We start from the raw sequence: 22,955 nt of genomic DNA, 5'->3' as shown, positions 1-22,955 counted from the left end.
GCGTGTTCAGAGACGGGTCAGTGCCCAGAACCCCACCGCGTAGCAGGCCAGCGCCAGCAGCAGGAGGGGGATGGCGGCCTTGGCCGGGGGGCCGGGCCTGCGGCGCGCCCGGCGACCCCGTGCGCGGGGTGCGGGTGATGTGGGTGGGGTGAGCGCTTCCGGCAGAGGCGGAGTGTGGGGCGCCGCCTGGGCATCGCGGGTGGTGTACGCGGCGGTGGTGGTGTCGACGGGGGTGCCCGGCAGCGGGGTCGGCAGGGGAGGCGGCGCCTGTGGCGGAGAGGCGGGCTGGTACGGCATCGGGTCCGGTGCCTGGACGGGGAACGGGAGCGGGGTCGGATCGGGCGCCGGGCCGTGGTGGGGCGGCGGCAGCCGGAAGCTTCCGGTGTCCGACATCGAGCCGGTGTGGGTGGACGCGCCGGGATCCGCACCCGCGCCACGCCCGTTGTCCGCACCAGGTCCTGTGCCCGCACCAAGTCCCGGACCTGCACCGAACCCTGTGCCCGCACCAAGCCCTGTGCCCGCACCTGGTTCCAGGCCCGCGCCCGCGCTCAAGCCCGCCCCCGGACTCGCACCCGCACCCGCACCCGCGTCAGGGCCCGTACCGCCCGTACCCGTGGTCGTGCCCCCGCCCGCACTCGGACCGGCGGACGCAGCCGCGCTCGCCTGCGCACCGGGGCCCGCGCTCCCGCCCGGGGCTGCCTCCGCCTCCGGATCCGTCGGCCGTTCCGGTGCTTTGCGCAGGGTCGTTGCCGTGGTCGTGCCCGAGATCAGTTCCAACACCACGCCGGAGGCCTGCTGGAGGGGGCCGTCGTGGGCGAACCCCGGCGGCAGCGGGCCCAGTTGGTCGAAGATCTCGATGAGCTCGTCGTCCGGCCCCGGCTCCGGCAGGAGTTCCGCGGCGGTGGCGAGCGCCTTGCGCGCCCCCGTGGCGGTGCGGAAACGGTCCGCGGGATCGGGCTGGAGCAGTGAGGCGACGACCTGCCAGAGCGGTTCCGGGATGCTCTTGGGCGGACCGGGCGTCCCGTGCTCCAGGAAGTGCTGCACCAGCGCCTTGGCGTCGGGCTTGGCCCCCTCCAGGAGGTACAGGGCGACGAGACCGACGGCGAACAGGTCGGCCGTGAAGTCGGGTTCGGCGCCCAGCATCTGCTCGGGGGCGAGATAGCCGGGCGTGCCCACCACGAGGTTGGTCTCGGTCAGCCGGGGCTCACCGAGCCGCATGGCGATGCCGAAGTCGGACAGCCGCAGCCGCGGCCGGCCCGTACCGGTGGCTTCGAGGAGCACGTTGGCCGGCTTGACGTCCCGGTGCACGACGCCTTCCGCATGCACCGCGGCGAGCCCCGACAGCAACTGGTCGAGCAGGGTGGCCACGAAGGCCGGCGGGAGGGGGCCGTAGTCGCCGACCAGGTGGACCAGGGAGCCGCCGGCGACCAGGTCCATGGTGAACAGCACCTTGTCGTCGTCGGCGGCCCAGCTGGCCGGGGCGAGGACGTGCGGGTGGTCGATGCGCAGTCCCTGCTCCCGGACGAAGCGGAGCAGCGAGTGGGCATCGCGCTGCTGAAGGACCTTGGCGGCCACGTAGCGCCGTCGGCGGTGGTCCCAGGCGCGCCACACGGCACCCACGCCACCGCGTCCGATCGGGTCGGCCAGCTCGTACCGGCCGGCGAAGACCTCACCCATGCAGCCGCCGCTCCTCCCCACTGGCTCTGTGAACCCACTGGTTCTGCGAAACCAGAGGCTCTACGCCCCCACAGGCCCGGCGAACCCGGAGGCTCTGCGACCCCCCAGGTCCGGTGACACCACCGCGCCCTCGAACCCACCGGCCCCACGAAGCCCCCCGACCTCTTCTCCCCCGTGGATTCCCTCGCTCCCCTCCCTACCCAAGAGACGAGCGTTCCGACCCGGCCGGCCCGGCTACCCTCCGGTCCGCCGGCCCATGGATCAGTTCTGGTGGGACTGGTAGTGCGCGACGGCGTCGGAGGTGCGGCCGGCGCCGTAGACCCGGAGGAACTCCGCGAGTTCGGGATGGCTCGGCGCGAGGGTGTCCGCGGCGTCGATGATGTCACCCGCGGCGGCCACCGACCGAAGCAGCGACTGGATCTCGCGCACCACTCGCTTGACCGTGGGAGCACCCGAACTGCTCGTGGTCTGCGTGGTGTTGCTGAGCACGGAGCCCCCCTGCGACTTCTTGATCTCGTCCATCCGCTCCGTGGCCTCGGCGGCGCTGACGCTGCCGTCCGCGACCTGGGACGCCAGGTCCTGCAGCAGCTGCACCCGCTGGACGACCGCCGGATTGCCGATCTTCGCGCGCTGGCCGCTCATCAGCTGCGAGAGCATCGGAGCGGACAGGCCCAGGACCGCCGCGAGCCGTGCCTGGTTCAGCCCGAGATCGTCGATGAGCTTACGGAAGAGCGCCCCCAACGGCTCCCCGTACCAGTTCCGCTGCAGCTCCCGCGCTCTGGCGGTGGCTTCCTGCTGTGCGGCGTCCATTGCGTCTCCCCATCGCTTCCCCTGAAAAACCGCGGTTCGCTGTAGCGAACCACGACGAGCATCTTACGGAGAGTGGTCATCCGCGGGGACCCCCAATCTTTTTGCGGGATACGGGGGGTGACCCGGTACTCTGGTCTGCGGCACCCGCCGGAATCCACACCCTCCGGCCGGGAGCTGCTTCCCGGGGCCTTAGCTCAGTTGGTAGAGCGCCGTCTTTGCATGGCGGATGTCAGGGGTTCGACTCCCCTAGGCTCCACCCCGGTAGACCCCTCTGACCTGCGGAAACGTGGTCCGAGGGGTCTTTTGTCGTCGATGGTCGCCCTGGCCGGGGCGTGATCGGTGCCGCCTTCCCGCCGTGGCCGGGCCAACGCCTGTGCCGGTTCGCCGTGTTGTCCCGTGCCGCCGGAGCCGACGCCGGAAGAGACGCCCGGGCGCGGGCCGGAAGACGGTCGCGCTCCTCCCGACGGCAGCCGACGGCCCGCCGTGGCCCGCCACGACCCTGGTGCCGGCCGCCGACACGCCCGCCCGCCTCACCGTGAGCCGCCCGACCCAGCGCGAGCCGGGCACCCCGAAGATCCCCGTGGCCACCGAGCAGGGCACGCCCAGGTGGCCGCCCGGGCGCCCGCACCGCCGCCGCCCGGCGCAGGCTCTTCGCATCCGCAGGGCTTCACTCCCGGTCCACAGCCCGGAACACCGCCGACGGCATTGCTGCCGTGAACAAACACTCGACGGGCCCTCGGCGACCGGTAAACGCCCGACGGGCCCTCGCCGACCGGTAAACGGTCGGCGAGGGCCCGTCGAGGACAACCGGAGGGACGGGATCAGGCCTGATCGTCGGGGTCCGCCGCGTCCTCCTCCGCCTGCTTCGCCTGTACCTCGGGGTCCAGGCCCGAGGTGCCGGTGCCGTCCACGGAGGTGAGGTGGGGCGAGTCGGGGACCTCCGTCGGCGCGGGCGGTTCGACCAGCCAGTCGGGGTTGGCCTGCTTGTCCCACCACTTCCAGGCCGCGAAGGCGCCACCCGCCAGGGCGGCCAGCAGCGCGGTGTACTTCAGGGCACGGCCGGCCCGGCACCGCCGCTGGTTCCGCCGGGCAAGCTTCTGGATGTCCCGAGCCGAGACCTGACCGCGCAGCGCGGCCAGCGCGGCGGCGCCGCGCGCGGCGGCCTCGTCGCGCACCGGGGCCGTCGCGGCCACCGCGTGCTCGATCCTGGGACGTGAGTAGTCGGCGGCCTGCCGGGCCGCCTTTCGGGTACGGACGGCGGCCTCGTGCGCGGCCAGGTCCACCTTCGGCGGCACATGCGCGAGAGCCTGCTCCAGACGCGGGGCGAGCCGGGCGTCGTACTGCTCGCGGGCCTGCTCAGCGGCCTGCGACACCACGGGCGCCAGCCGTACGCGTGCCTCTTGCGCGTAGTACGCGGCACGCTCCTTGGCCGTGTCGGCGTAGGGCGCCACCACTTCCGCGGCGTGCAGCACGCTGTCCTTCGCCGAGCCGGTCGCGGCGCGCACGCTGTCGATGCGGGTCACGGGTTTCCTCCTCCTCGGTGGCGTACGGTATTTCGACTTTCCACCCTTTTACGGATCATGCCTGCCCGGGGCCGGTGCGGCATGCGCGGACGGGCATATGGGTGCCGATCGCTTCCTTCCGCGTGCTTCCGGGCAACAAGGGCCCGTCGTCGACACTGCCACGAATCGCCGGGACGCGCCGCCCGCCCGGCGGAAGTCATGGCCGCCTGGCGACGCGCGGCCGGGGGCGTGGAAGGATCGAGGTGCGACGGACGACAACGGAAGGCGGACCGTGGCCGAGCAGCTGTACGCGACCCTGAAGACCTCCCTCGGCGACATCGAGGTCCGGCTCTTCCCGCTGCGCGCTCCCGTCACGGTCAGGAACTTCGTCGAGCTGGCCCGCGGCGAACGCGAGTGGACGCATCCCGGCACCGGCGTGAAGAGCAGAGACCGGCTGTACGACGGCACGGTCTTCCACTCCGTCATCGGCGGCTTCATGATCCAGGGCGGCGATCCCCTGGGCAACGGCCTCGGCGGCCCCGGCTACGGGTTCGAGGACGAGTGCCGTCCGGACCTGGCCTTCGACACCCCGTATCTGATGGCGATGGCCAACGCGGGCCCGGGGACCAACGGCTCGCAGTTCTTCATCACGGTCACCCCGAGCACCTGGCTGAACGGCAAGCGCACCATCTTCGGCGAAGTCACCGGCCCGGCCGGCCGGAAGGTCGTCGACGCCATCGCGAGCGTGCCGACCGGACGCAACGACCGGCCCCTGACCGACGTCGTCATCGAGACGGTGGTCATCGAGACGCGCGCGGACTGAGCCCCTCCGCCACACCGCTCACCGGAGATTCCCGAGGGGAACCAAACGTCCCGCTCGACCGTAAGGATGAGCGGGGCAGGATAGTGGCGTCAGCAGGGACACGAAAAGCAAGGGGATCTGATGGAGCAGGCCGCAGGGAGCACGCAGGACGCCCACAGCGTGCCCGTGTGCTACCGGCACCCGGACCGCGAGACCGGCGTGCGCTGCACCCGCTGTGAACGGCCCATCTGCCCGGAGTGCATGGTCAGCGCCTCGGTCGGCTTCCAGTGCCCGGAGTGCGTCCGCGGCGGTTCCGGCACGGGGCACGCACCGGGCGCCTCCCGCCCGCGAACGGTCGCCGGCGGCACGGTCACGGCGGACCCCCGGCTGCTGACCAAGATCCTGATCGGGATCAACCTCGCGGTCTTCCTGGTCCAGCTGTCCGTCGGTGACCGCTTCACCAACCGGTTCGAACTCATCGGCCAGGCCTACGCCCCCTTCCTCGACGGGGTGCAGGGAGTCGCCGAGGGGCAGTACTACCGGCTGCTGACGTCGATGTTCCTGCACGGTGGCTATGCGCACATCGTGTTCAACATGCTCGGACTGTGGTGGGTCGGCGGACCCCTGGAAGCCGCCCTCGGCCGCGCCCGCTATCTGGCCCTCTACTTCGTCTCGGGCCTGGCCGGCAGCGCGCTCACCTATCTGATCGCCGCACCGAACCAACCCTCGCTCGGCGCCTCGGGCGCGATCTTCGGGCTCTTCGGCGCCACCGCCGTACTGATGCGCCGGCTGAACTACGACATGCGGCCGGTCCTCGCGCTGCTGGTGATCAACCTGATCTTCACCTTCAACTCGTCCCTGAACATCTCCTGGGAGGCGCACATCGGCGGGCTCGTCGCCGGTGTCGTCACCGGCTACGCGATGGTCCACGCGCCGCGCGAGCGGAGGTCGCTGGTGCAGTACGGCACCTGTGCCGTCGTTCTGGCACTGGCCCTGGCCCTTGTGCTGGTCAGGACGGCCCAGCTCACCTGAGGGGCTCCTGAGGGGCTGGGGAACAGGTCGATACCGAACCGTTGTCCACAGCGGGTGGCGGATCTTGTGCACACCGTTCGGGCACAGCTGTGCCCCCTGTCGCTCGGATGTGTTTCCGCAGGTCGGACAGGGGGCGAACGGATGTCTGAGGGACGCTGGACCAGTCACACCGGCGTCAACACCCGACGGGTTATCCACAGATCGTCGTTCTTTTTCCCCACTGTGGAAAACGGCTGTGGATAACTCAGTGGATAGCCCTGGGGAGAGCTGTTTCGGCCCTGGCTACTTCCACTGCGTGGAGACACCGAACCCGGCGGCGATGAAGCCGAAGCCGACCACGATGTTCCAGTTGTCCAGGCTGTCGATCGGCAGCGAACCGTCGGTCACGTAGAAGACGACGATCCAGGCCAGGCCGATCAGGAACATGGCCAGCATGACCGGGGCGACCCACGCGCTGTTGGTGAGCTTGATGGCCTGAGCCTGCTTCGCCGGCGGCGGCGTGTAGTCGGCCTTCTTGCGGATACGTGACTTCGGCACGAGGGTCTCTCCTGTCGATGCGCTGCGTGGCCGCGCAGGGAACTGGGTCGGGCTCGGGCAGCGTACAAGCGGCCAACATGACGACTCTGTGTACTCCCCCGGGCGTCCGTTAGCGTAGTGCTTCCGTGGCGCCGAAGGAGATAAGGGTACGTTGAGCAATTCTGCCGACTCCCCCGGGACGGGATCAACGGGCAGCCCCGCCCGCAGGCTGCGTTTCCGGCCGGTGCGGGTGCTCACGGCCGCCGTTTTCGCCCTCGCCGGGCTGATCTTCTTCACCAGCTTCAACACGGCCAAGGGCACCGACATCCGCCAGGACGGCTCCCTGCTGAAGCTGTCCGACCTGATCCAGCAGCGCAGCCGCAAGAACAAAGGGGCTGGACGAGTCCAACGCGACCCTGCGCGACAGCGTCGAGTCACTCGCCGAGAGCGACGACGGCAGCACCAAGGCCGAGGACGAGAAGCTAGGCGGCCTCGAGGAGCGGGCGGGCACCCGGAAGCTGACCGGCAAGGCCATCACCGTCACCCTGAACGACGCCCCGCCGGACGCCACCGCCAAGCTCCCCGGCTACCCCGAGCCGCAGCCCGACTACCTGGTCATCCACCAGCAGGATCTGCAGGCCGTGGTGAACGCGCTGTGGCAGGGCGGCGCCAAGGGGATCAAGGTCATGGACCAGCGGCTGATATCCACCAGCGCGGTGCGCTGTGTCGGCAACACCCTGATCCTCCAGGGCCGGGTCTACTCGCCGCCGTACAAGATCACGGCGATCGGGGACCCGGACCGGCTCAAGCAGTCGCTCGCCGACAGCAAGGCGATCCAGACGTACATGGTCTACGTCAACGTGTACGGCCTCGGCTGGAAAGTCGCCGACGACGGGACGGTGACTCTTCCCGGCTACTCCGGCACAGTGGATCTGCACTACGCGAAGCCCGTGGACAGGTAGGTCTCTGGCAGGAGCCGCCGGTGCGTGTGATCATCAGGACCGTCAGCGAACTGTGCATCACCCTCGGCACCCTGATCGTGCTCTTCGTCGTCTACGTGCTGTTCTGGACGGGGGTGCGCGCGGACGCCGCGATGAGCGACCAGATCGACCAGCTGCACCGGCAGTGGTCCCGGGGGAGCGTGCGGCCGACGGACGGACCGGGCGAGCGGACGGTCTCCGCGACGCGGCCGGAGCCGTACCGCCGCGGCGAGGCCTTCGCGATCATGTACATCCCGCGGTTCGGTTTCACGTGGAACAAGCCGGTGCTGGAGGGCACCGGTCGTGATGTCCTGGCCAAGGGACTCGCCCACTATCGGGGGACCGCGAAGCTCGGCGGGACCGGGAATTTCGCGGTCGCCGGGCACCGGCGGACGTACGGCGACCCGCTCAAGGACTTCCCGGAGCTGCGGCCGGGCGACCCGGTGGTGCTCACGGACGGCACGACCTGGTTCACGTATCGGATCGACAAAGGGCCCTACAAAACCGTGCCCACCGACGTCGAGGTGATCGACCCTGTCCCACGTAAGTCCGGGTATACGCGTCCGGGCCGGTATCTGACGCTGACCACGTGTGATCCGGAATGGGGGCACAGTCACCGGCTGATCGTCTGGGCGCACCTGGATTCCACACAGCCTGTGGAGGCAGGCGAACCGAAGGCTCTGCGCCGTTAGTCTGGTGACGTACGGCGTGGGTCTGGTGCCGTAGGGATACGGAAGGGACGGCAAGGGACGGCATGTACGGCTGGATCTGGCGGCATCTGCCGGGGAACGCGTGGGTGAAGGCGGTCATCTCGCTGGTACTGGTCCTGGCCGTGATCTACGTCCTCTTCCAGTACGTCTTCCCGTGGGCCGAACCGCTGCTGCCCTTCAACGATGTGACGGTGGACAACCAGTGAGTGCGCGGATTCTCGTCGTCGACAACTACGACAGCTTCGTCTTCAACCTCGTCCAGTACCTGTACCAGTTGGGCGCCGAGTGCGAGGTGCTGCGCAACGACGAGGTGTCGACGGCACACGCCCAGGACGGCTTCGACGGCGTGCTGCTCTCACCCGGGCCGGGGACGCCTGAGCAGGCCGGCGTGTGCGTGGACATGGTCCGGCACTGCGCCGCGACCGGGGTGCCGGTCTTCGGGGTGTGCCTCGGCATGCAGTCGATGCAGGTGGCCTACGGCGGTGTGGTCGACCGGGCGCCCGAGCTGCTGCACGGCAAGACCTCGCCGGTCGAGCACGAGGGCAAGGGCGTCTTCGCGGGCCTGCCCTCGCCCTTCACGGCGACCCGCTACCACTCCCTGGCCGCCGAACCGGCGACGGTCCCGGCCGAGCTGGAGGTGACCGCCCGCACCCACGACGGCATCATCATGGGCCTGCGGCACCGGGAGCTCCCGGTCGAGGGTGTGCAGTTCCACCCCGAGTCGGTGCTGACCGAGCACGGACACCGGATGCTGGCCAACTGGCTGGTGGAGTGCGGCGACCACGGTGCCGTGGCGAGGTCTGCGGGGCTCGCCCCGGTGGTGGGCAGGGCCACGGCGTGACCGCCCTGCGCCCCGAGCGCGAGGACCTGTACGGCGGGGAGAGACCGTACAAGTCCTCCGGCGGTGCGCGGTCGTACACGGGACGCCGGCCGGACCCGCCGACGGCCCCGATGCCCCGGGTGGCCGCGGACGGCCCGACCGTGCCGTCCCGCACGGCGGCCGAGGACTTCACGGCGCCGCTGCCCGCCGTCGACGACGAGACGATGGCGCTGCGCGTCCCGGGGGCGGAGGAATTCCACCGGCGGAGCGGGGCCGGACGGGCCGCTGGGGCCTCCTCGGCCCCTTCTGGCACCCAAGTCACCCCGGGCGGCCGTGCGGCCCGGAGAAAGGCCGCCAAGCGGCGTGGCGGGGGCCGGCACGGCGGCGGTCCCCGGGAGACGGCGGCCGCCCCGGCGCAGCGGGCTTCCGAGCGGCCCCTGACCAGGGTGGAGGCCCGGCGGCAGGCCCGGCTGCGCAAGCCGAGCCCGGCGACCGTCGCGAGCCGCGCCATCGGCGAGGTGTTCATCACCACGGGCGTGCTGATGCTGCTGTTCGTCACCTACCAGCTGTGGTGGACCAACGTCCGCGCCCACGCGCAGGCGGGCAGCGAGACGCACCAGCTCCAGGACGACTGGGCCAGCGGCAAGCGCAGTCCGGGCGTCTTCGAGCCGGGGCAGGGCTTCGCCATCCTGCACATCCCGAAGCTGGACGTGGTGGCGCCCATCGCGGAGGGCGTCAGCAACAAGAAGGTGCTCGACAAGGGCATGGTCGGGCACTACGGCGAGGCTCCGCTGAAGACGGCGATGCCGCAGGACAGGACCGGCAACTTCGGCCTCGCGGCGCACCGCAACACGCACGGTGAGCCGTTCCGGTACATCAACCGGCTCAAGGCCGGTGACGAGGTCGTCGTCGAGACGCAGGACACCTATTTCGTGTACAAGGTGACCTCGATGCTTCCGGTGACCCCGCCGTCGAACACGGGTGTGCTGAACCCGGTTCCCCCGGGCTCCGGCTTCACCGAGCCCGGCCGCTACATCACGCTCACCACCTGTACGCCGGAGTTCACCAGCAAGTACCGGCTGATCGTCTGGGGCAAAATGGTCCAGGAACGCCCGCGCAGCCAGGGCAAGCCGGACGCGCTCATCGAGTAGGGCTCATCGAGTAAGGGCAGAGGAACTGTGGCAGCGACCGCCGACGAGACCGACGAGACCACGGACGCGTCCGAACCGGATCCGGAGCCGCGCCGCCGCCCCGGCCGGATCGCGCTGACGGTCAGCGTCTTCGGAGAACTCCTCATCACGGCGGGCGTGTTGCTCGGCCTGTTCGTCGTCTACTCGCTGTGGTGGACGAACGTGATAGCGGACCGCAAGGCCGACCGGCAGGCCGGCAAGGTGCGCGAGCACTGGGCGCAGGGTCAGGACTCCGGTCCCGGCGCGCTCGACACCAAGGACGGCATCGGGTTCCTCCACGTGCCGGCGATGGACAACGGCGAGGTGCTGGTCGAGAAGGGCACGGGCACGGACGTCCTGAACGACGGTGTGGCCGGCTACTACACCGACCCGGTCAAGGCCACGCTGCCCATGACGGGAAAGAAGGGCAACTTCGCCGTCGCCGCCCACCGGGACGGGCACGGCGCCAAGTTCCACAACATCGACCAGCTGGAGGAGGGCGACCCGATCGTCTTCGAGACGCGGGACGACTGGTACGTCTACAAGGTCTACTCGATCCTCCCGGAGACCTCGAAGTACAACGTCAAGGTGCTGTCGTCGGTCCCGGAGGAGTCCGGCAAGGAGAAGCCCGGCCGCTACATCACCCTGACGACCTGCACGCCCGTCTACACCTCCCGCTACCGGTACGTGGTGTGGGGCGAGCTGGTCCGCGTGCAGAAGGTGGACAGCGAGCGCACTCCCCCCAAGGAGCTGCTCGACTGAGTTCGTGCCGCCCGAGCCCGTGGCGGGACGGCGGAACGACGTGGGCCCCGTCCGGGAGATCTCCCGGACGGGGCCCACGACTGTGTGCCGGAGGCGTCAGCCGTCGGTGCCGCCGAAGATGGTCGGACCGCCGTTGTCGTTGTTGCCGTTCCCGTTGCCGCCGCCGCCGAAGGAGACGGTCGTCAGCGTGATCGTCGTGTTGTTCGGGTCGGCGGGAGTGTTCGCCGGCGGATCCTGCTGGGTGACGAACGCGTTGTCGTCGCCGGCGCTGCCCGGGGCGAACTGGATGTTCTTGAAGCCGGCCTGCTGAAGCAGGTTCTTGGCGTCCTTCACCCGCTGGCCGACGACGTTCGGCACCGGCGTCTGCTGCTGCTGGACCTTGCCGACGTTGATCACCACGTTGGTGTTCTTGACGACTTCCTGGCCCGCCGGAGGGTTGGTGTTCTGCACCTTGCCGTCCTGGGCGGGGTCGGTGACCGGGGTCTCGGTGCAGCTGGCGCTCGGCACCAGGCCCTTGGCCTGGAGCTCGGCCTTCGCCTCGTCACAGGACTTGCCGGTGACGTCGGGGACGGCGACCTTCTCCTCGGCCTTGGCGACCGTGAGCTTGATCGTCGTGCCCTTCTCCTGGCTGGTGCCGCCGTCCGGGTCCTGGTCGGTGACGACGCCGGGCGTGCGGTCCGACACCTCGAACCTCTTCTCGACGTTGAAGCCCTTCTCCTTGAGCTGGGCCTCCGCCTGGTCGGCCTGGGCGCCGAGCACGTCCGGCACCTGGACCTTCGGAGCACCCTTGGAGATCACCAGGGAGACGGTGGCGCCCTTCTCGATGTCCGTGCCCGCCTCGGGGTTCTGGGAGCAGATGTTGCCCTTCGGCTGGTCCGCGCACTCGTCGCGGGTGGGCGAGGCCAGCTTCAGATCGGAGTTCGCCGCCATCTTCTGGGCCTCGGCGAAGGTGTGTCCGACGAAGTTCGGCGCCTTGAACGACTGGTCGTTGTTCCCGCCGCTGAAGGCCCACTTGCCGATCAGGATCGCGCCGACCAGCACCAGGAGTCCCGCGACCACCAGGAGGATCGTGGAGGTGTTGGACTTCTTCTGCTGGCGGCGGCGGTCCGGACGGTCGTCGTAGCCGAAGCCGCCGTCGTCGGCGTTCATGGGCGGGAGCATCGTGGTCGCTCCCGCGCCCGCGTCCGAGCGCAGCGCGGTCGTCGGCTGGTCGTCGGGGTAGCCGCCGTAGCCCACCGCGCCCAGCGCGGCCGTGGCCGCGACCGGCTGGCCGTCCAGGCACGCCTCGATGTCGGCGCGCATCTCGTCCGCCGACTGATAGCGGTAATTGGGGTCCTTGACCAGCGCCTTGAGGACGATCGCGTCCATCTCGGGCGTGATCTCGGGGTCGAAGACGGACGGGGCCTGCGGTTCCTCACGGACGTGCTGGTAGGCCACGGCCACCGGGGAGTCGCCCACGAAGGGCGGCCGCACCGTCAGCAGTTCATAGAGGAGGCAGCCGGTCGAGTAGAGGTCGGACCGCGCGTCGACCTGCTCGCCCTTCGCCTGCTCCGGCGAGAGGTACTGGGCCGTGCCGATGACCGCCGCCGTCTGCGTCATGGTCATGCCGGAGTCGCCCATGGCGCGGGCGATGCCGAAGTCCATGACCTTGACCTGCCCGTTGCGGGTCAGCATGACGTTGGCCGGCTTGATGTCGCGGTGGACGATGCCACTGCGGTGCGCGTACTCCAGGCCCTGGAGGATGCCGATGGTCATCTCCATCGCGCGCTCGGGCAGCAGTTTGCGGCCGGAGTGCAGCAACTCGCGCAGCGTGGAGCCGTCGACGTACTCCATCACGATGTACGGGATGGAGACCCCGTCGATGTAGTCCTCGCCCGTGTCGTAGACCGCGACGATCGCGGGATGGTTGAGCGAGGCGGCCGACTGGGCCTCCCGGCGGAACCGGGCCTGGAAGGACGGGTCGCGCGCGAGATCCGCGCGCAGCGTCTTCACCGCCACGGTGCGGCCGAGCCGGGTGTCATGCGCGAGGTAGACCTCCGCCATGCCACCGCGGCCGAGCACCTGGCCCAGCTCATACCGGCCGCCGAGGCGACGCGGCTCTTCCATAGCTACCTACCAGCCCTCTCCGTCGGTCCCGGCCACGCATCTGCGTGCGCGGCCGGAGGCTGCCGTCCGGGCCTACCGTACCCGGCTCGTTCTGTGTGACCTGGCCAAGCCCGTAACCCGATACAGGACCGGTATCGCAACGTGCAACGATGTGAAGGGGATGTGAGAGGTGTCACTCTCGGTGGCCGTCGGCGGTCACTTCCTGGAGTTGATGACCGCCTCCATGACGTTCTTCGCGATCGGCGCCGCCAGGCCGCCGCCGGAGATGTCGTCGCGGTTGGCACTCTCGTCCTCGACCACCACGGCCACGGCGACCGGCGAGCTGCCGTCGCTCTGCTTGACGTAGGAGATGAACCACGCGTACGGGTTCTCGCTGTTCTCCACACCGTGCTGGGCGGTACCGGTCTTGCCGCCGACCTTCACGCCGTCGATCTTGGCGTTCGTGCCGGTGCCCTTCTCGACCACCGTCTCCATCATGTCCTGCAGGATCTGCGCGTTCTCCGCGGACAGCGGCCGGCTCAGCTCCTCCGGCTCGGTCTTGGCGATCGGGTCCAGGTTGGACTCCAGTTCGTCCACCATGTACGGCTTCATCAGCTTGCCGTCGTTGGCGACCGCCGAGGCGACCATGGCCATCTGCAGCGGGGTGGCGGCGGTGTTGTACTGGCCGATGGAGGACAGCGCGGTCTGCGACTGGTTCATGTCGTCGGAGAACACCGACGCGGTGGCGCGGACCGGCGTGAACTGCTCGGTGTCGAAGCCGAACTTCTTCGCCTCCTCGAGCATCTTGTCGTTGCCGAGGTCGGAGCCGATCTTGCCGAAGACGGTGTTGCAGGAGTACTGGAGCGCGACCCGCATGGGCGCGTCCTTGCACGGGATGTTGCCCTCGTTCTTCAGCTGGGTCGTGGTGCCCGGCATGACCCACGGCAGCGGCGAGTCGGTCTTCTGGTCGGCCGAGGTGTACTTGCCGTTCTCCAGCGCCGCCGCGGCCGTGACCACCTTGAAGGTGGAGCCCGGCGGGTAGGTCTCGCGCAGCGCCCGGTTCAGCATCGGGTCGTTGGGGTCGTACTTCTTCTGGAGCTTCTTCCAGGCCGCCGCGTCGTCGTCGCTGTTGCCCGCGAAGGACGAGGGGTCGTACGACGGGTAGGAGGCCAGCGCCAGGATCTTGCCCGTGGAGGGTTCCAGGGCGACCACGGCACCCTTGCCGCCCTGCTTCTTCAGGCCCTCGAAGGCGGCCTTCTGGGCGGCGCCGTTGAGCGTGGTGACGACGTTCCCGCCCTGCTGCTCCTTGCCGGTGATCATGTCCAGGGTCTTGCGGAAGAACAGCCGGTCGTCGTTGCCGGTGAGGATGCCGTCGTCGATGGACTCCAGCTGGGTGGCGCCGAAGGCCTGCGAGGCGTAGCCGGTGACCGGCGCCCACATGGCGCCGTTCTTGTAGGTCCGCTTGTACTTCAGGTCGTTCAGGCCGGTCTTGCTCGACTCCACGGACCCGGTGATCGGGTTGCCGTCGACGATGATGTCGCCGCGCGGCGTCGCGTAGCGGGCGATCGTGACGCGGCGGTTCTTGGGGTCTTCCTTGAGACTGTCGGACTTGAGGTACTGGAGCCAGTTGTCCCGCAGGAGCAGGGTCAGCACGAGGAGACCGCAGAAGATCGCGATACGGCGCAGGGGCTTGTTCATGACGGGCGGACCACCTGGGTCATCTCGGCATCAGGGTTGCTGGCGGGGGCGGGCGCCGGGCGCCGGGCGGTGTCGCTGATGCGGATGAGAATGGCGATCAGCGCCCAGTTCGCCAGCACGGAGGAACCGCCGTACGCCATGAACGGCATGGTCATACCGGTCAGCGGGATGAGGCCCATGACACCGCCCGCCACCACGAAGACCTGGAGGGCGAAGGCGCCGGACAGGCCGATGGCGAGCAGCTTGCCGAACGGGTCGCGGGCGGCGAGGGCGGTGCGCACGCCGCGCTCCACGATCAGGCCGTAGACCAGCAGGATCGCCATGATGCCGGCGAGCCCCAGTTCCTCGCCGAAGGTGGCGAGGATGAAGTCGGAGTTGGCGGCGAACTTGATCAGGTCCGAGTGGCCCTGGCCCCAGCCGGTGCCGAGCGTGCCGCCGGAGCCGAAGGCCCACAGGGCCTGCATGGCCTGCTCGGAGTGGCCGAGCACGCCCTGCTGGCTGAGGGTGTACTCCTTCATCGGGTCGAGCCACGCCTGGACACGCATCTTCACGTGCGGCTCGAAGCTCGCCACGCCGACGGCACCGGCCGAGGACATCAGCAGACCGAAGACGATCCAGCTGGTCCGCTCGGTGGCGACGTACAGCATGATGACGAACATTCCGAAGAACAGCAGCGAGGTGCCGAGGTCGGTCTCGAAGACCAGGATGAGGATCGAGATGCCCCAGACGACCAGGATCGGACCGAGGTCGCGGCCACGCGGCAGGTACAGCCCCATGAAGCGGCGGCTGGCGAGGGCCAGGGCGTCCCGCTTCACCATCAGGTAGCCGGCGAAGAAGACGGCGAGGACGATCTTCGCGAACTCACCGGGCTGCAGCGAGCCCAGGCCGGGCACCCGGATCCAGATCTTTGCGCCGTAGATGTTGGCACCGAGGCCCGGCACCAGCGGCAGGATGAGCAGCACGAGGGCGCCGAACATCGAGATGTAGGTGTAGCGCTGCAGGACGCGGTGGTCCTTGAGGAAGATCAGCACCACGACGAACAGGGCGATGCCCAGTGCGGTGTACAGCAGCTGGCGGGGCGCGGCCGTGACGAAGTTGGGCAGCGACTGCAGCAGCTTCGACTGGTCCAGCCGCCAGATGCACACCAGACCGAGCCCGTTCAGCAGGGTGGCCAGCGGCAGCAGCAGCGGGTCGGCGTAGGGCGCGAACTTCCGCACCCCGAGGTGGGCGACGCCGGCCAGCAGACCGAGGCCGAGTCCGTAGCTCAGCAGGCCCGCGGGCACCTGGTCGTCGATGGCCAGGCCCACGTTGGCGTAGGCGAACACCGGGATGACCACGGCGAAGACCAGCAGGGCCAGCTCGGTGTTGCGGCGGCTCGGGGCGCCGATGGCGCCGATCGTGGACGTGTGATGCGTCGGCGAGTTCGTAGTACTGCTCATCGTGTGACAGGGCCTCTCACGGCTTGCCTACTGCTTACCGCACAGCGAGACGACCTTCTGCTCATCCTCCGAGAGAGTGGGGCCGGGGCTGGGGGTCGCGGACGGGGTCGTGGACGGAGACTTCGAAGGGGGCGTGGGGGACGTCTTCGAGGCCGAAGGGTTCGGCGTCGGGGAGGCCTTGGTGAAGGCGGTCTGCGTGACGGCACCCGTGGTGCTGCGCGCGGTGCCGGAGCCGGTGGTCTTGTCCTTGCCACCGTTCTTGGCGTTGCGCCGCGCCTCCTCGGCGGCCTGGCGCTCGGTCTGCTTGCGGCAGGCGGACGCCTGCACGGCCAGCTCCTGGACCTTCGTCCGGGCCGCCTCCAGACCGCCCTCCGGAATCGTGGCCTTCACCTGCTTCTGCTGATACGGCGGCAGGTACTTGAGTTCGATCTCGGGGTGGTCGTTCTCCACCTTCGACAACGAGACCCAGGCCAGGTCCTGGCTGATCCCGCGGTACAGCGCGATGTGCTCGTCCTTGGTGCCGACGTAGTACTGCGTCTGCGTCCAGCGGTAGCCGCCGTACAGGCCGCCGCCGATCACGGCGAGGGCGAGGGCGCCGAAGAGCGAGGTCTTCAGCCAGCGCCGCTTGCGCGGCTTGGTGAAGTCGTCGTCGGCGTAGTCGTCGGCCGGGATGTAGCCGGTGGTGTCGCCGGAGCCGGGCGGGCCGAACTCGCCGCCGCCGTGCCGCCGGCCCTGACGGCCCAGGTGGGAGGCTCGGCCGGCCGGCGTCTGCATGATGCCGTTGTCGTGCAGGTGGTGCTGGGTCTCGGCGACGGCGCCGACCACGACCGGCTGGTCGGACAGCTGCCCGGCGAGGGTGTCGCCGGTGTCCAGGTCGAGCACGTCGGCGACGATGACGGTGATGTTGTCGGGGCCGCCGCCGCGCAGGGCGAGCTGGATCAGTTCCTGCACGGTCTCCTGCGGGCCCTGGTAGCTGGCGAGAGCCTCCTCCAGGGTCTGCTGGGAGACGACGCCGGAGAGGCCGTCGGAGCAGATCAGGTAGCGGTCGCCGGCGCGGACCTCGCGGATCGACAGATCGGGCTCGACGTGGTCGCCGCTGCCGAGGGCGCGCATCAGCAGGGCGCGCTGCGGGTGGGTGGTGGCTTCCTCTTCGGTGATCCGGCCCTCGTCGACGAGCCGCTGCACCCAGGTGTGGTCCTGGGTGATCTGGGTGAGGACGCCGTCACGCAGCAGATACGCGCGGGAGTCGCCGATGTGCACGAGGCCGAGCCGCTGCCCGGTCCACAGCAGCGCGGTGAGGGTCGTCCCCATGCCTTCCAGCTGGGGGTCCTCCTCGACCATGGTGCGCAGCTGGTCGTTGGCACGCCGCACGGCCGTGCCCAGGGAGGTGAGGAGGTCGGAGCCGGGCACGTCGTCGTCGAGCGCGACCAGGGTGGAGATCACTTCGGAGGAGGCGACCTCGCCGGCCGCCTGGCCGCCCATGCCGTCGGCGATGGCGAGCAGGCGCGGACCGGCGTAACCGGAGTCCTCGTTGCCCTCCCGGATCATGCCCTTGTGCGATCCGGCGGCGAAGCGCAGGGACAGACTCATGCGCACCTCGCCTGTCGGCTCCGGGTACAGCCGGTCGTGTCGAGCCACACTGCCCACCCTCCGGTCGGGAGCGCGCCGGAGACCGGGTGGCGGCCTGCCGCTGCGTGCTCGCTCCGCTCGCGCTCACTCATGATGTAGCACTACTTCCGCAGCTCGATGACGGTCTTGCCGATGCGGATCGGTGCGCCCAGCGGGATCGGCGTCGGGGTCGTCAGCCGGGACCGGTCCAGGTAGGTGCCGTTGGTGGAGCCCAGATCCTCGACGATCCACTGGCCGTCGCGGTCGGGGTAGATCCTGGCATGACGGCTGGAGGCGTAGTCGTCGTCCAGCACGATCGTGGAGTCGTGGGCCCGGCCCAGCGTGATCGTCTGCCCCTGCAGCGCCACGGTGGTGCCGGTCAGTGTGCCCTCGGACACGACCAGTTTGGTGGGGGCGTTGCGGCCGCGGCGGCCACCGCCGCCCTGCTGGCCGCGCTGCGGCGGCGGCGTGGCCTGCTGCCGGGCCTGCTGCCGGCCGGACTGCTGCGGCCGGGACGCTTCCCTACGCGATCCGCGCTGAGTGACGCGCGTACCGAACAGGTCGCTCCGGATGACCTGCACGGCCACGATCACGAACAGCCACAGTACGGCCAGGAAACCCAGCCGCATGACCGTGAGGGTCAGCTCTGACATTGCCCCCGCTTCACCCTTCGGCTTGCCTATAGATAACGGTGGTGCTGCCCACGACGATCCGCGAGCCGTCGCGGAGCGTAGCGCGGGTGGTGTGCTGCCCGTCCACCACGATGCCGTTGGTGGAGCCGAGATCCTGGATCGTCGAGGGCGTTCCGGTCCGGATCTCGCAGTGCCGGCGGGAGACGCCGGGGTCGTCGATCCGCACGTCGGCGTCGGTGCTGCGGCCCAGCACGAGCGTCGAGCGGGAGATCTGATGGCGGGTGCCGTTGATCTCGATCCAGTAGCGGGTCCGCGCGCCGCTCATCGGGGCCGCGGCGGGCCGCTGGGTGGCGGGCTGCGGGTAACCGTATCCGCCGGGGCGGGCGCCGGGCGGCGGCGCGGACGGCATCGGGGGGGCGCCGGCAGGGGCGGCGGGCGGGTAGCCGTAGCCGCCGGGGGCCGGCTGGCCGGGGCGGCCGGCCGCCGGAGCGCCGGGGGCCGCCCCCGGCGCGCCCTGCTGGCTGCTGGAGGAGGCGAGGGTGCGCGAGCGCACCCGGTACAGACCCGTGTCCAGGTCGTCGGCCTTCTCCAGGTTGACCTTGATCGGCCCCATGAAGGTGTAGCGCTGCTGCTTCGCGTAGTCGCGCACCATGCCGGCCAGCTCGTCGCCGAGCTGCCCGGAGTAGGGGCTGAGGCGCTCGAAGTCGGGCGCGCTCAGCTCCACGATGAAGTCGTTGGGTACGACGGTGCGGTCGCGGTTCCAGATGGTCGCGTTGTTGTCGCACTCCCTCTGGAGCGCTCCGGCGATCTCCACGGGCTGGACCTCGGACTTGAACACCTTGGCGAAGGTGCCGTTCACCAGACCTTCGAGACGCTGCTCGAACTTCTTCAGGACTCCCATGGGGCACCTCCTCCGTCCCTGCCGTCGTCTTGCCTGCTCTGTGCCGCTGCCGTGCCGGGTACTGCCGGTACTGCTCACTGATCGTATCTACGCGCCCGTCAATCAGCCGGTTCCCCGAGCGGCTCCCCTTCGAACTCTCGGCGCGTGTCCCGCTGCCATGGATCGTAGAGGGGGGCGAAGACCAGTGTCCCGCACCCGGCTGTGGACCCGGTCCGTCTCCTGGGCAGATGACCTGGACCGGTACGAGGTTGATACGTGAGGCGTGTCTCCTTGATACGTACGGGACACGTGAGCCACGGCACGGTCCGCCGGGTGCAGGTGCGGGTGTTTCCGGGCGCGGCGGGCGCGGTGCGTGCGGCGCGCGCCGGGGTCCCGGGGGCCTGCGTGCGGGCCGGGCAGGCGGAGGCGGGCGGGCGGGAAGCGATGTGAATCCACCCCGTACGACGTGCTAATGTTCTGGGTGTCGGAAGGGGCCGGCCCGAAAGGGCGGGAAACGGAAGACACACCCAATGCGCGGGTGGCGGAATAGGCAGACGCGCTGGATTCAGGTTCCAGTGCCCGCAAGGGCGTGGGGGTTCAACTCCCCCCTCGCGCACACAGAGGCCAAGGGCCCATCGTGAAAACGATGGGCCCTTGGTCGTTTTCGTGCCGCCCGCGCGTGGGGGCCTCGGCTGTGAGCAAGCTCTCAGGCCGGTGGGGGCAGTGCGGACTGACGGTGCGTCGAGTGCGGGGGCAGGTGGCGGCCGGGCGAGGCGCGGGTCACATGACCGGTGTCACGGGGTGGCGTCCGCCTCATGAGAGCCGGGTCACCCGGGTGGTGCGGGTGGGTGCAGTGGGCGGTGTGCGCGGTGTCTTCCGTCGGCGCGCTCTCCGCGTGCGTCCCCAATCAGGTGGGGCGGCAGGGCATTTCGCGGCGGGGTCGCAGGGCGGTGCCGGCGGGGCGGTGGCGGCGGGGTGATGCGGCGGGTGAGGCCGTGGGGGGCCGTTCCCCGGTGGCCGTCCGGCGGAGTTGTCCACAGGGTCTGACGCGTTTCGGCCACCGGCTGTACGGTCTCTTCGAGTTGATGTTCGTGGGGACGCCTGTTCACGGCGTGCGGACAGTACGGGGGAGGCGGTCACGGTGACCGGAACCGGTGTGGGAGCGGCGGACGTGGCGGACCGGGCGGCGCGCCGGCTGCCCCGGGTGCGCGGATTCGCCGAGTGGCCGCCGCGGGGCTCGCAGGGTTCGCCGAAGGAGGAGGGCAAGGCGCTCCGGTCGAGCGTGCCCCGCTCCGCGCACAGCGCCCTCGACCTTGACCCCGCCCGGCCCGACGCGGTGAGCGCGGTGACCGAGTCCAACGCCGGCCGCATCCCCGAGCTGACCCCGCTCCGCGTGGGCCGGATGGCAGCCGGCCCGTTCGCCTTCCTGCGCGGCTCGGCCGGGCTCATGGCGTACGACCTCGCGCGCACTCCGCTGACCAGGATCGGCACCCAGATATGCGGGGACGCGCACGCGGCCAACTTCGGGCTGTACGGCGACGCCCGCGGCGACCTCGTGATCGACCTCAACGACTTCGACGAGACCGTGCACGGCCCCTGGGAGTGGGACCTGAAGCGGCTCGCGACCTCGCTGGTGCTCGCCGGCCGGGAGGCGGGCGCCGACGAGGACACCTGCCACGCGGCGGCCCGCGACGCGGCCGGCGCCTACCGCCGCACCATGCGGCTGCTCGCGAAGCTGCCCGCGCTCGACGCCTGGAACGCCATCGCGGACGAGGAACTGGTCTCCCACACCGACGCCCACGACCTGCTCGGCACGCTGCAGCGGGTCTCGGAGAAGGCCCGGTCCAACACCAGCGGCCGGTTCGCGGCGAAGTCGACCGAGGCGGCCGAGGACGGCGGACGCCGGTTCGTGCCCGCGCCGCCGGTGCTGCGCGGCATCCCGGACGCCGAGGCCGCGGCGGTCGTCGCGGCCCTGGAGCCGTACGTCGACACCCTCGGCGAGGACCTCCGCCCGCTGCTGGCCCGGCACGCCGTGCACGACGTCGCCTTCCGGGTGGTGGGCACCGGCAGTGTCGGCACCCGCTCGTACGTCGTCCTGCTGCTCGACCACCGCGGAGAGCCCCTGGTCCTCCAGGTGAAGGAGGCCCGGCCCTCCGTGCTCGTCCCGCACCTGGCCACGGCCGGGCTCGCGACCCGGCCGGTCGCGCACGAGGGCCGCCGGGTGGTCCTCGGCCAGCAGCGGATGCAGGTCGTCAGCGACATCCTGCTCGGCTGGACCACCGTCGAGGGGCGCCCGTACCAGGTGCGTCAGTTCCGCAACCGCAAGGGCAGCGTCGACCCGGCCGCCCTCGCCACCGACCAGATCGACGACTACGGCCGCATGACCGGCGCGCTGCTGGCCCGCGCCCACTCCCACAGCGCCGACCCGCGGCTGATCGCCGGGTACTGCGGCAAGAACGAGGAGCTCGACGAGGCGATCGCCACGTTCGCCGTCTCCTACGCCGACCGCACCGAGGCGGACCACACCGACCTCCTCACAGCCATCCGCACGGGCCGGCTGGCGGCCGAGACGGAGGCGTGAGGAAGCCCGGGCCGCCACTGAGCGGACGGCGCGGCAGCTGGGTGGGGACGCGGGCAGTGCTGAGCAGGCGAGAGGGCAGTTCCCTGAGGCCGGTGGGGAGCTGTCGAGCAGGCGATACCGCAGTTCCCTGAGGCTCGTGGGCAGATGCTGAGCAGGCGTGCCTGCCGCTTCCTGGGGTCGGTGGGGGCTGTCGAGCAGGCGTGACTGCGGCTTCCTGAGGGGCGCGGGGAACTGCGCGAGCGGCCACGACGGCCCGGCACCCGGCAGCGGACCCATCGCCCCACGGCGAGACACCGCATCCCCACCCACGCCCACCGCATCCTCACCGGACCGGAACCTCGGACCCCGGCCCAGGCCGAGCGCAGCGCTACGCTGGGCGGGTGACGACCCCCGAAGCCGACCGGTCCCGGCCGCCGCGTCCCGAGGAACGGCTGGAACAGGCCGTACGGGCCGCCGAGCAGGCGTTGATCGAGTACGAGATCGCTGTGGAGACCTTCCGCGTCGAGGTCGAGAACTTCTCCCGCCTGCACGAGCAGCGCCTCGGCCCCCTCTACGTCCGGATCGAGGAACTGGACGCGGAGATCGCCGAGGCGAAGGCCGCCCGAACCGGTGATCCCGAGGACCTCCGCCTCGCCGAGGAGGCCCGCGCCCGCGTGCAGCCGATCCCGGGCGTGGAGGAGCTGCTGCACGGCTGGATGGACGGGGACGGCCTGTTCCCGGAGGCCACCGCCATGCTCACCGGCCAGGCGGTGCAGCCCCCGCCGCGGGTGCGGCCCAGCGAGGGGGCCCGCAAGCTCTACCGCGACCTCGCCCGCAAGGCGCACCCCGACCTGGCCCAGGAGGAAGAGGAGCGCAAGCGGCGCGAGGAGTTCCTCAGCCGGGTCAACGCCGCGTACGCCCGCGGTGACGAGACCCTTCTCACGGAGCTGGCCGAGGAGTGGGCCGCCGGGCCGGTGCCGCCCGAGCGCCGTCCGAGCCCCGCCGAGGAGCTGTACGCCCGCCTCGAATGGCTCGCCCAGCGCAAGGAACTGATCGCTCTGGTCGCCCGTGAGCTGGAGGAAGGCGCGATCGCGGGCCTGCTCCGCCTCTCTCCGGACGATCCGGACGGGCTGCTGGAGGAGATCGGTGACCGGCTGCGCGCCGACATCGCCCAGCGCGAGGCCGAGCTGGCCGCTCTGCTGGGGCAGGGCTGAGCCGTCCAGCCGGGCCAGGGCTGCGAAGCCCTCGCTTCGGGTAGCGTCGGGGCCATGAA

The 22,955-nt window shown here is 70.5% G+C and carries 19 protein-coding genes, 2 tRNA genes and 1 pseudogene; 12 read left to right on the top strand and 10 right to left on the bottom strand.

Features of this window, described 5'->3' with window-relative positions; genetic code table 11:
* Positions 1 to 6: 6 nt before the first annotated feature.
* Positions 7 to 1,677 carry a serine/threonine-protein kinase gene (locus FHS34_RS21350; RefSeq protein WP_184967780.1) on the bottom strand — a complete coding sequence of 557 codons (1,671 nt, stop codon included), beginning with the start codon at positions 1,675 to 1,677 and terminating at the stop codon, positions 7 to 9.
* 261 nt (positions 1,678 to 1,938) lie between these two features.
* Positions 1,939 to 2,487: a helix-turn-helix domain-containing protein gene (locus tag FHS34_RS21345; protein ID WP_184967778.1), complete on the bottom strand. Its 549-nt coding sequence runs from the start codon at positions 2,485 to 2,487 to the stop codon at positions 1,939 to 1,941.
* A gap of 183 nt (positions 2,488 to 2,670) precedes the next feature.
* Here FHS34_RS21345 and FHS34_RS21340 point away from each other — a divergent pair.
* Positions 2,671 to 2,743 (top strand) — tRNA-Ala (locus tag FHS34_RS21340).
* A 565-nt stretch (positions 2,744 to 3,308) separates the two neighbouring features.
* Here FHS34_RS21340 and FHS34_RS21335 read toward each other — a convergent pair.
* Positions 3,309 to 4,010 carry a DUF5324 family protein gene (locus FHS34_RS21335; protein WP_184967776.1) on the bottom strand — a complete coding sequence of 234 codons (702 nt, stop codon included), beginning with the start codon at positions 4,008 to 4,010 and terminating at the stop codon, positions 3,309 to 3,311.
* 271 nt (positions 4,011 to 4,281) lie between these two features.
* Here FHS34_RS21335 and FHS34_RS21330 point away from each other — a divergent pair, with 271 nt between their 5' ends.
* Both FHS34_RS21330 and FHS34_RS21325 read left to right on the top strand, forming a co-directional pair.
* Positions 4,282 to 4,812 carry a peptidylprolyl isomerase gene (locus tag FHS34_RS21330; RefSeq protein ID WP_184967774.1) on the top strand — a complete coding sequence of 177 codons (531 nt, stop codon included), beginning with the start codon at positions 4,282 to 4,284 and terminating at the stop codon, positions 4,810 to 4,812.
* A gap of 120 nt (positions 4,813 to 4,932) precedes the next feature.
* Complete coding sequence (locus tag FHS34_RS21325; protein ID WP_184967772.1) at positions 4,933 to 5,823, top strand: rhomboid family intramembrane serine protease; 891 nt, start codon at positions 4,933 to 4,935, stop codon at positions 5,821 to 5,823.
* A 282-nt stretch (positions 5,824 to 6,105) separates the two neighbouring features.
* On the opposite strand, the gene crgA is transcribed toward FHS34_RS21325, so the two are convergent.
* Complete coding sequence (crgA, locus tag FHS34_RS42665) at positions 6,106 to 6,360, bottom strand: cell division protein CrgA (RefSeq protein ID WP_061922326.1); 255 nt, start codon at positions 6,358 to 6,360, stop codon at positions 6,106 to 6,108.
* Between the two features lie 151 nt (positions 6,361 to 6,511).
* On the opposite strand from crgA, the pseudogene FHS34_RS21315 reads away from it, so the two are divergent.
* From FHS34_RS21315 to FHS34_RS21290, 6 genes and pseudogenes are all read left to right on the top strand, one after another.
* Positions 6,512 to 7,301, top strand: a pseudogene (locus FHS34_RS21315) (DUF881 domain-containing protein).
* A gap of 20 nt (positions 7,302 to 7,321) precedes the next feature.
* On the top strand, positions 7,322 to 8,011 hold the full coding sequence (locus tag FHS34_RS21310; protein ID WP_184967770.1) for a class E sortase: 690 nt from the start codon (positions 7,322 to 7,324) through the stop codon (positions 8,009 to 8,011).
* A 62-nt stretch (positions 8,012 to 8,073) separates the two neighbouring features.
* A complete protein-coding gene (locus tag FHS34_RS21305; protein ID WP_184967768.1) occupies positions 8,074 to 8,235 on the top strand; it encodes a hypothetical protein in 162 nt (53 codons plus the stop codon).
* On the top strand, positions 8,232 to 8,870 hold the full coding sequence (locus tag FHS34_RS21300) for an aminodeoxychorismate/anthranilate synthase component II (protein ID WP_184967766.1): 639 nt from the start codon (positions 8,232 to 8,234) through the stop codon (positions 8,868 to 8,870). Before FHS34_RS21305 ends, FHS34_RS21300 begins: the two co-directional genes overlap by 4 nt.
* On the top strand, positions 8,867 to 10,000 hold the full coding sequence (locus FHS34_RS21295; RefSeq protein WP_184967765.1) for a class E sortase: 1,134 nt from the start codon (positions 8,867 to 8,869) through the stop codon (positions 9,998 to 10,000). Before FHS34_RS21300 ends, FHS34_RS21295 begins: the two co-directional genes overlap by 4 nt.
* Positions 10,001 to 10,027: 27 nt before the next feature.
* Positions 10,028 to 10,780: a class E sortase gene (locus FHS34_RS21290; RefSeq protein ID WP_184967763.1), complete on the top strand. Its 753-nt coding sequence runs from the start codon at positions 10,028 to 10,030 to the stop codon at positions 10,778 to 10,780.
* A 96-nt stretch (positions 10,781 to 10,876) separates the two neighbouring features.
* On the opposite strand, the gene pknB is transcribed toward FHS34_RS21290, so the two are convergent.
* The 6 genes from pknB to FHS34_RS21260 all read right to left on the bottom strand — a co-directional run bounded on the left by pknB (position 10,877) and on the right by FHS34_RS21260 (position 19,143).
* Positions 10,877 to 12,886 carry a Stk1 family PASTA domain-containing Ser/Thr kinase gene (pknB, locus tag FHS34_RS21285; protein ID WP_184967761.1) on the bottom strand — a complete coding sequence of 670 codons (2,010 nt, stop codon included), beginning with the start codon at positions 12,884 to 12,886 and terminating at the stop codon, positions 10,877 to 10,879.
* 195 nt (positions 12,887 to 13,081) lie between these two features.
* A complete protein-coding gene (locus tag FHS34_RS21280) occupies positions 13,082 to 14,563 on the bottom strand; it encodes a peptidoglycan D,D-transpeptidase FtsI family protein (RefSeq protein WP_184967759.1) in 1,482 nt (493 codons plus the stop codon).
* Positions 14,560 to 16,002 (bottom strand): FtsW/RodA/SpoVE family cell cycle protein, encoded by a 1,443-nt coding sequence (locus FHS34_RS21275; RefSeq protein ID WP_184967757.1) that lies wholly within the window; start codon positions 16,000 to 16,002, stop codon positions 14,560 to 14,562. The genes FHS34_RS21280 and FHS34_RS21275 overlap by 4 nt, the downstream gene beginning before the upstream one ends.
* Positions 16,003 to 16,029: 27 nt before the next feature.
* Positions 16,030 to 17,640 carry a Stp1/IreP family PP2C-type Ser/Thr phosphatase gene (locus tag FHS34_RS21270; protein ID WP_184967756.1) on the bottom strand — a complete coding sequence of 537 codons (1,611 nt, stop codon included), beginning with the start codon at positions 17,638 to 17,640 and terminating at the stop codon, positions 16,030 to 16,032.
* Between the two features lie 92 nt (positions 17,641 to 17,732).
* Complete coding sequence (locus FHS34_RS21265; protein WP_184967755.1) at positions 17,733 to 18,263, bottom strand: FHA domain-containing protein FhaB/FipA; 531 nt, start codon at positions 18,261 to 18,263, stop codon at positions 17,733 to 17,735.
* A gap of 10 nt (positions 18,264 to 18,273) precedes the next feature.
* A complete protein-coding gene (locus tag FHS34_RS21260; protein WP_184967754.1) occupies positions 18,274 to 19,143 on the bottom strand; it encodes an FHA domain-containing protein in 870 nt (289 codons plus the stop codon).
* Positions 19,144 to 19,654: 511 nt separating this feature from the next.
* Between FHS34_RS21260 and FHS34_RS21255 the strand changes: the two genes are divergently transcribed.
* The 3 genes from FHS34_RS21255 to FHS34_RS21245 all read left to right on the top strand — a co-directional run bounded on the left by FHS34_RS21255 (position 19,655) and on the right by FHS34_RS21245 (position 22,896).
* Positions 19,655 to 19,738: transfer RNA gene (locus tag FHS34_RS21255), tRNA-Leu, on the top strand.
* A gap of 525 nt (positions 19,739 to 20,263) precedes the next feature.
* Positions 20,264 to 21,703 carry a DUF2252 domain-containing protein gene (locus FHS34_RS21250; protein WP_184967751.1) on the top strand — a complete coding sequence of 480 codons (1,440 nt, stop codon included), beginning with the start codon at positions 20,264 to 20,266 and terminating at the stop codon, positions 21,701 to 21,703.
* Between the two features lie 380 nt (positions 21,704 to 22,083).
* Positions 22,084 to 22,896 carry a hypothetical protein gene (locus FHS34_RS21245; protein ID WP_184967749.1) on the top strand — a complete coding sequence of 271 codons (813 nt, stop codon included), beginning with the start codon at positions 22,084 to 22,086 and terminating at the stop codon, positions 22,894 to 22,896.
* Positions 22,897 to 22,955 lie beyond the last annotated feature (59 nt).

The sequence above is a fragment of the Streptomyces echinatus genome (genome assembly GCF_014203595.1).
GTDB lineage: Bacteria > Actinomycetota > Actinomycetes > Streptomycetales > Streptomycetaceae > Streptomyces > Streptomyces echinatus.
This window is presented reverse-complemented; position numbering and strand designations above follow the sequence as displayed.

Coding starts and splice junctions, on each gene's coding strand:
- FHS34_RS21265 (WP_184967755.1), bottom strand. CDS start 18,263: ATGTCAGAGCTGACCCTCACGGTCATGCGGCTGGGTTTCCTGGCCGTA.
- FHS34_RS21325 (WP_184967772.1), top strand. CDS start 4,933: ATGGAGCAGGCCGCAGGGAGCACGCAGGACGCCCACAGCGTGCCCGTG.
- FHS34_RS21345 (WP_184967778.1), bottom strand. CDS start 2,487: ATGGACGCCGCACAGCAGGAAGCCACCGCCAGAGCGCGGGAGCTGCAG.
- FHS34_RS21280 (WP_184967759.1), bottom strand. CDS start 14,563: ATGAACAAGCCCCTGCGCCGTATCGCGATCTTCTGCGGTCTCCTCGTG.
- FHS34_RS21275 (WP_184967757.1), bottom strand. CDS start 16,002: ATGAGCAGTACTACGAACTCGCCGACGCATCACACGTCCACGATCGGC.
- FHS34_RS21305 (WP_184967768.1), top strand. CDS start 8,074: ATGTACGGCTGGATCTGGCGGCATCTGCCGGGGAACGCGTGGGTGAAG.
- FHS34_RS21260 (WP_184967754.1), bottom strand. CDS start 19,143: ATGGGAGTCCTGAAGAAGTTCGAGCAGCGTCTCGAAGGTCTGGTGAAC.
- pknB (WP_184967761.1), bottom strand. CDS start 12,886: ATGGAAGAGCCGCGTCGCCTCGGCGGCCGGTATGAGCTGGGCCAGGTG.
- FHS34_RS21350 (WP_184967780.1), bottom strand. CDS start 1,677: ATGGGTGAGGTCTTCGCCGGCCGGTACGAGCTGGCCGACCCGATCGGA.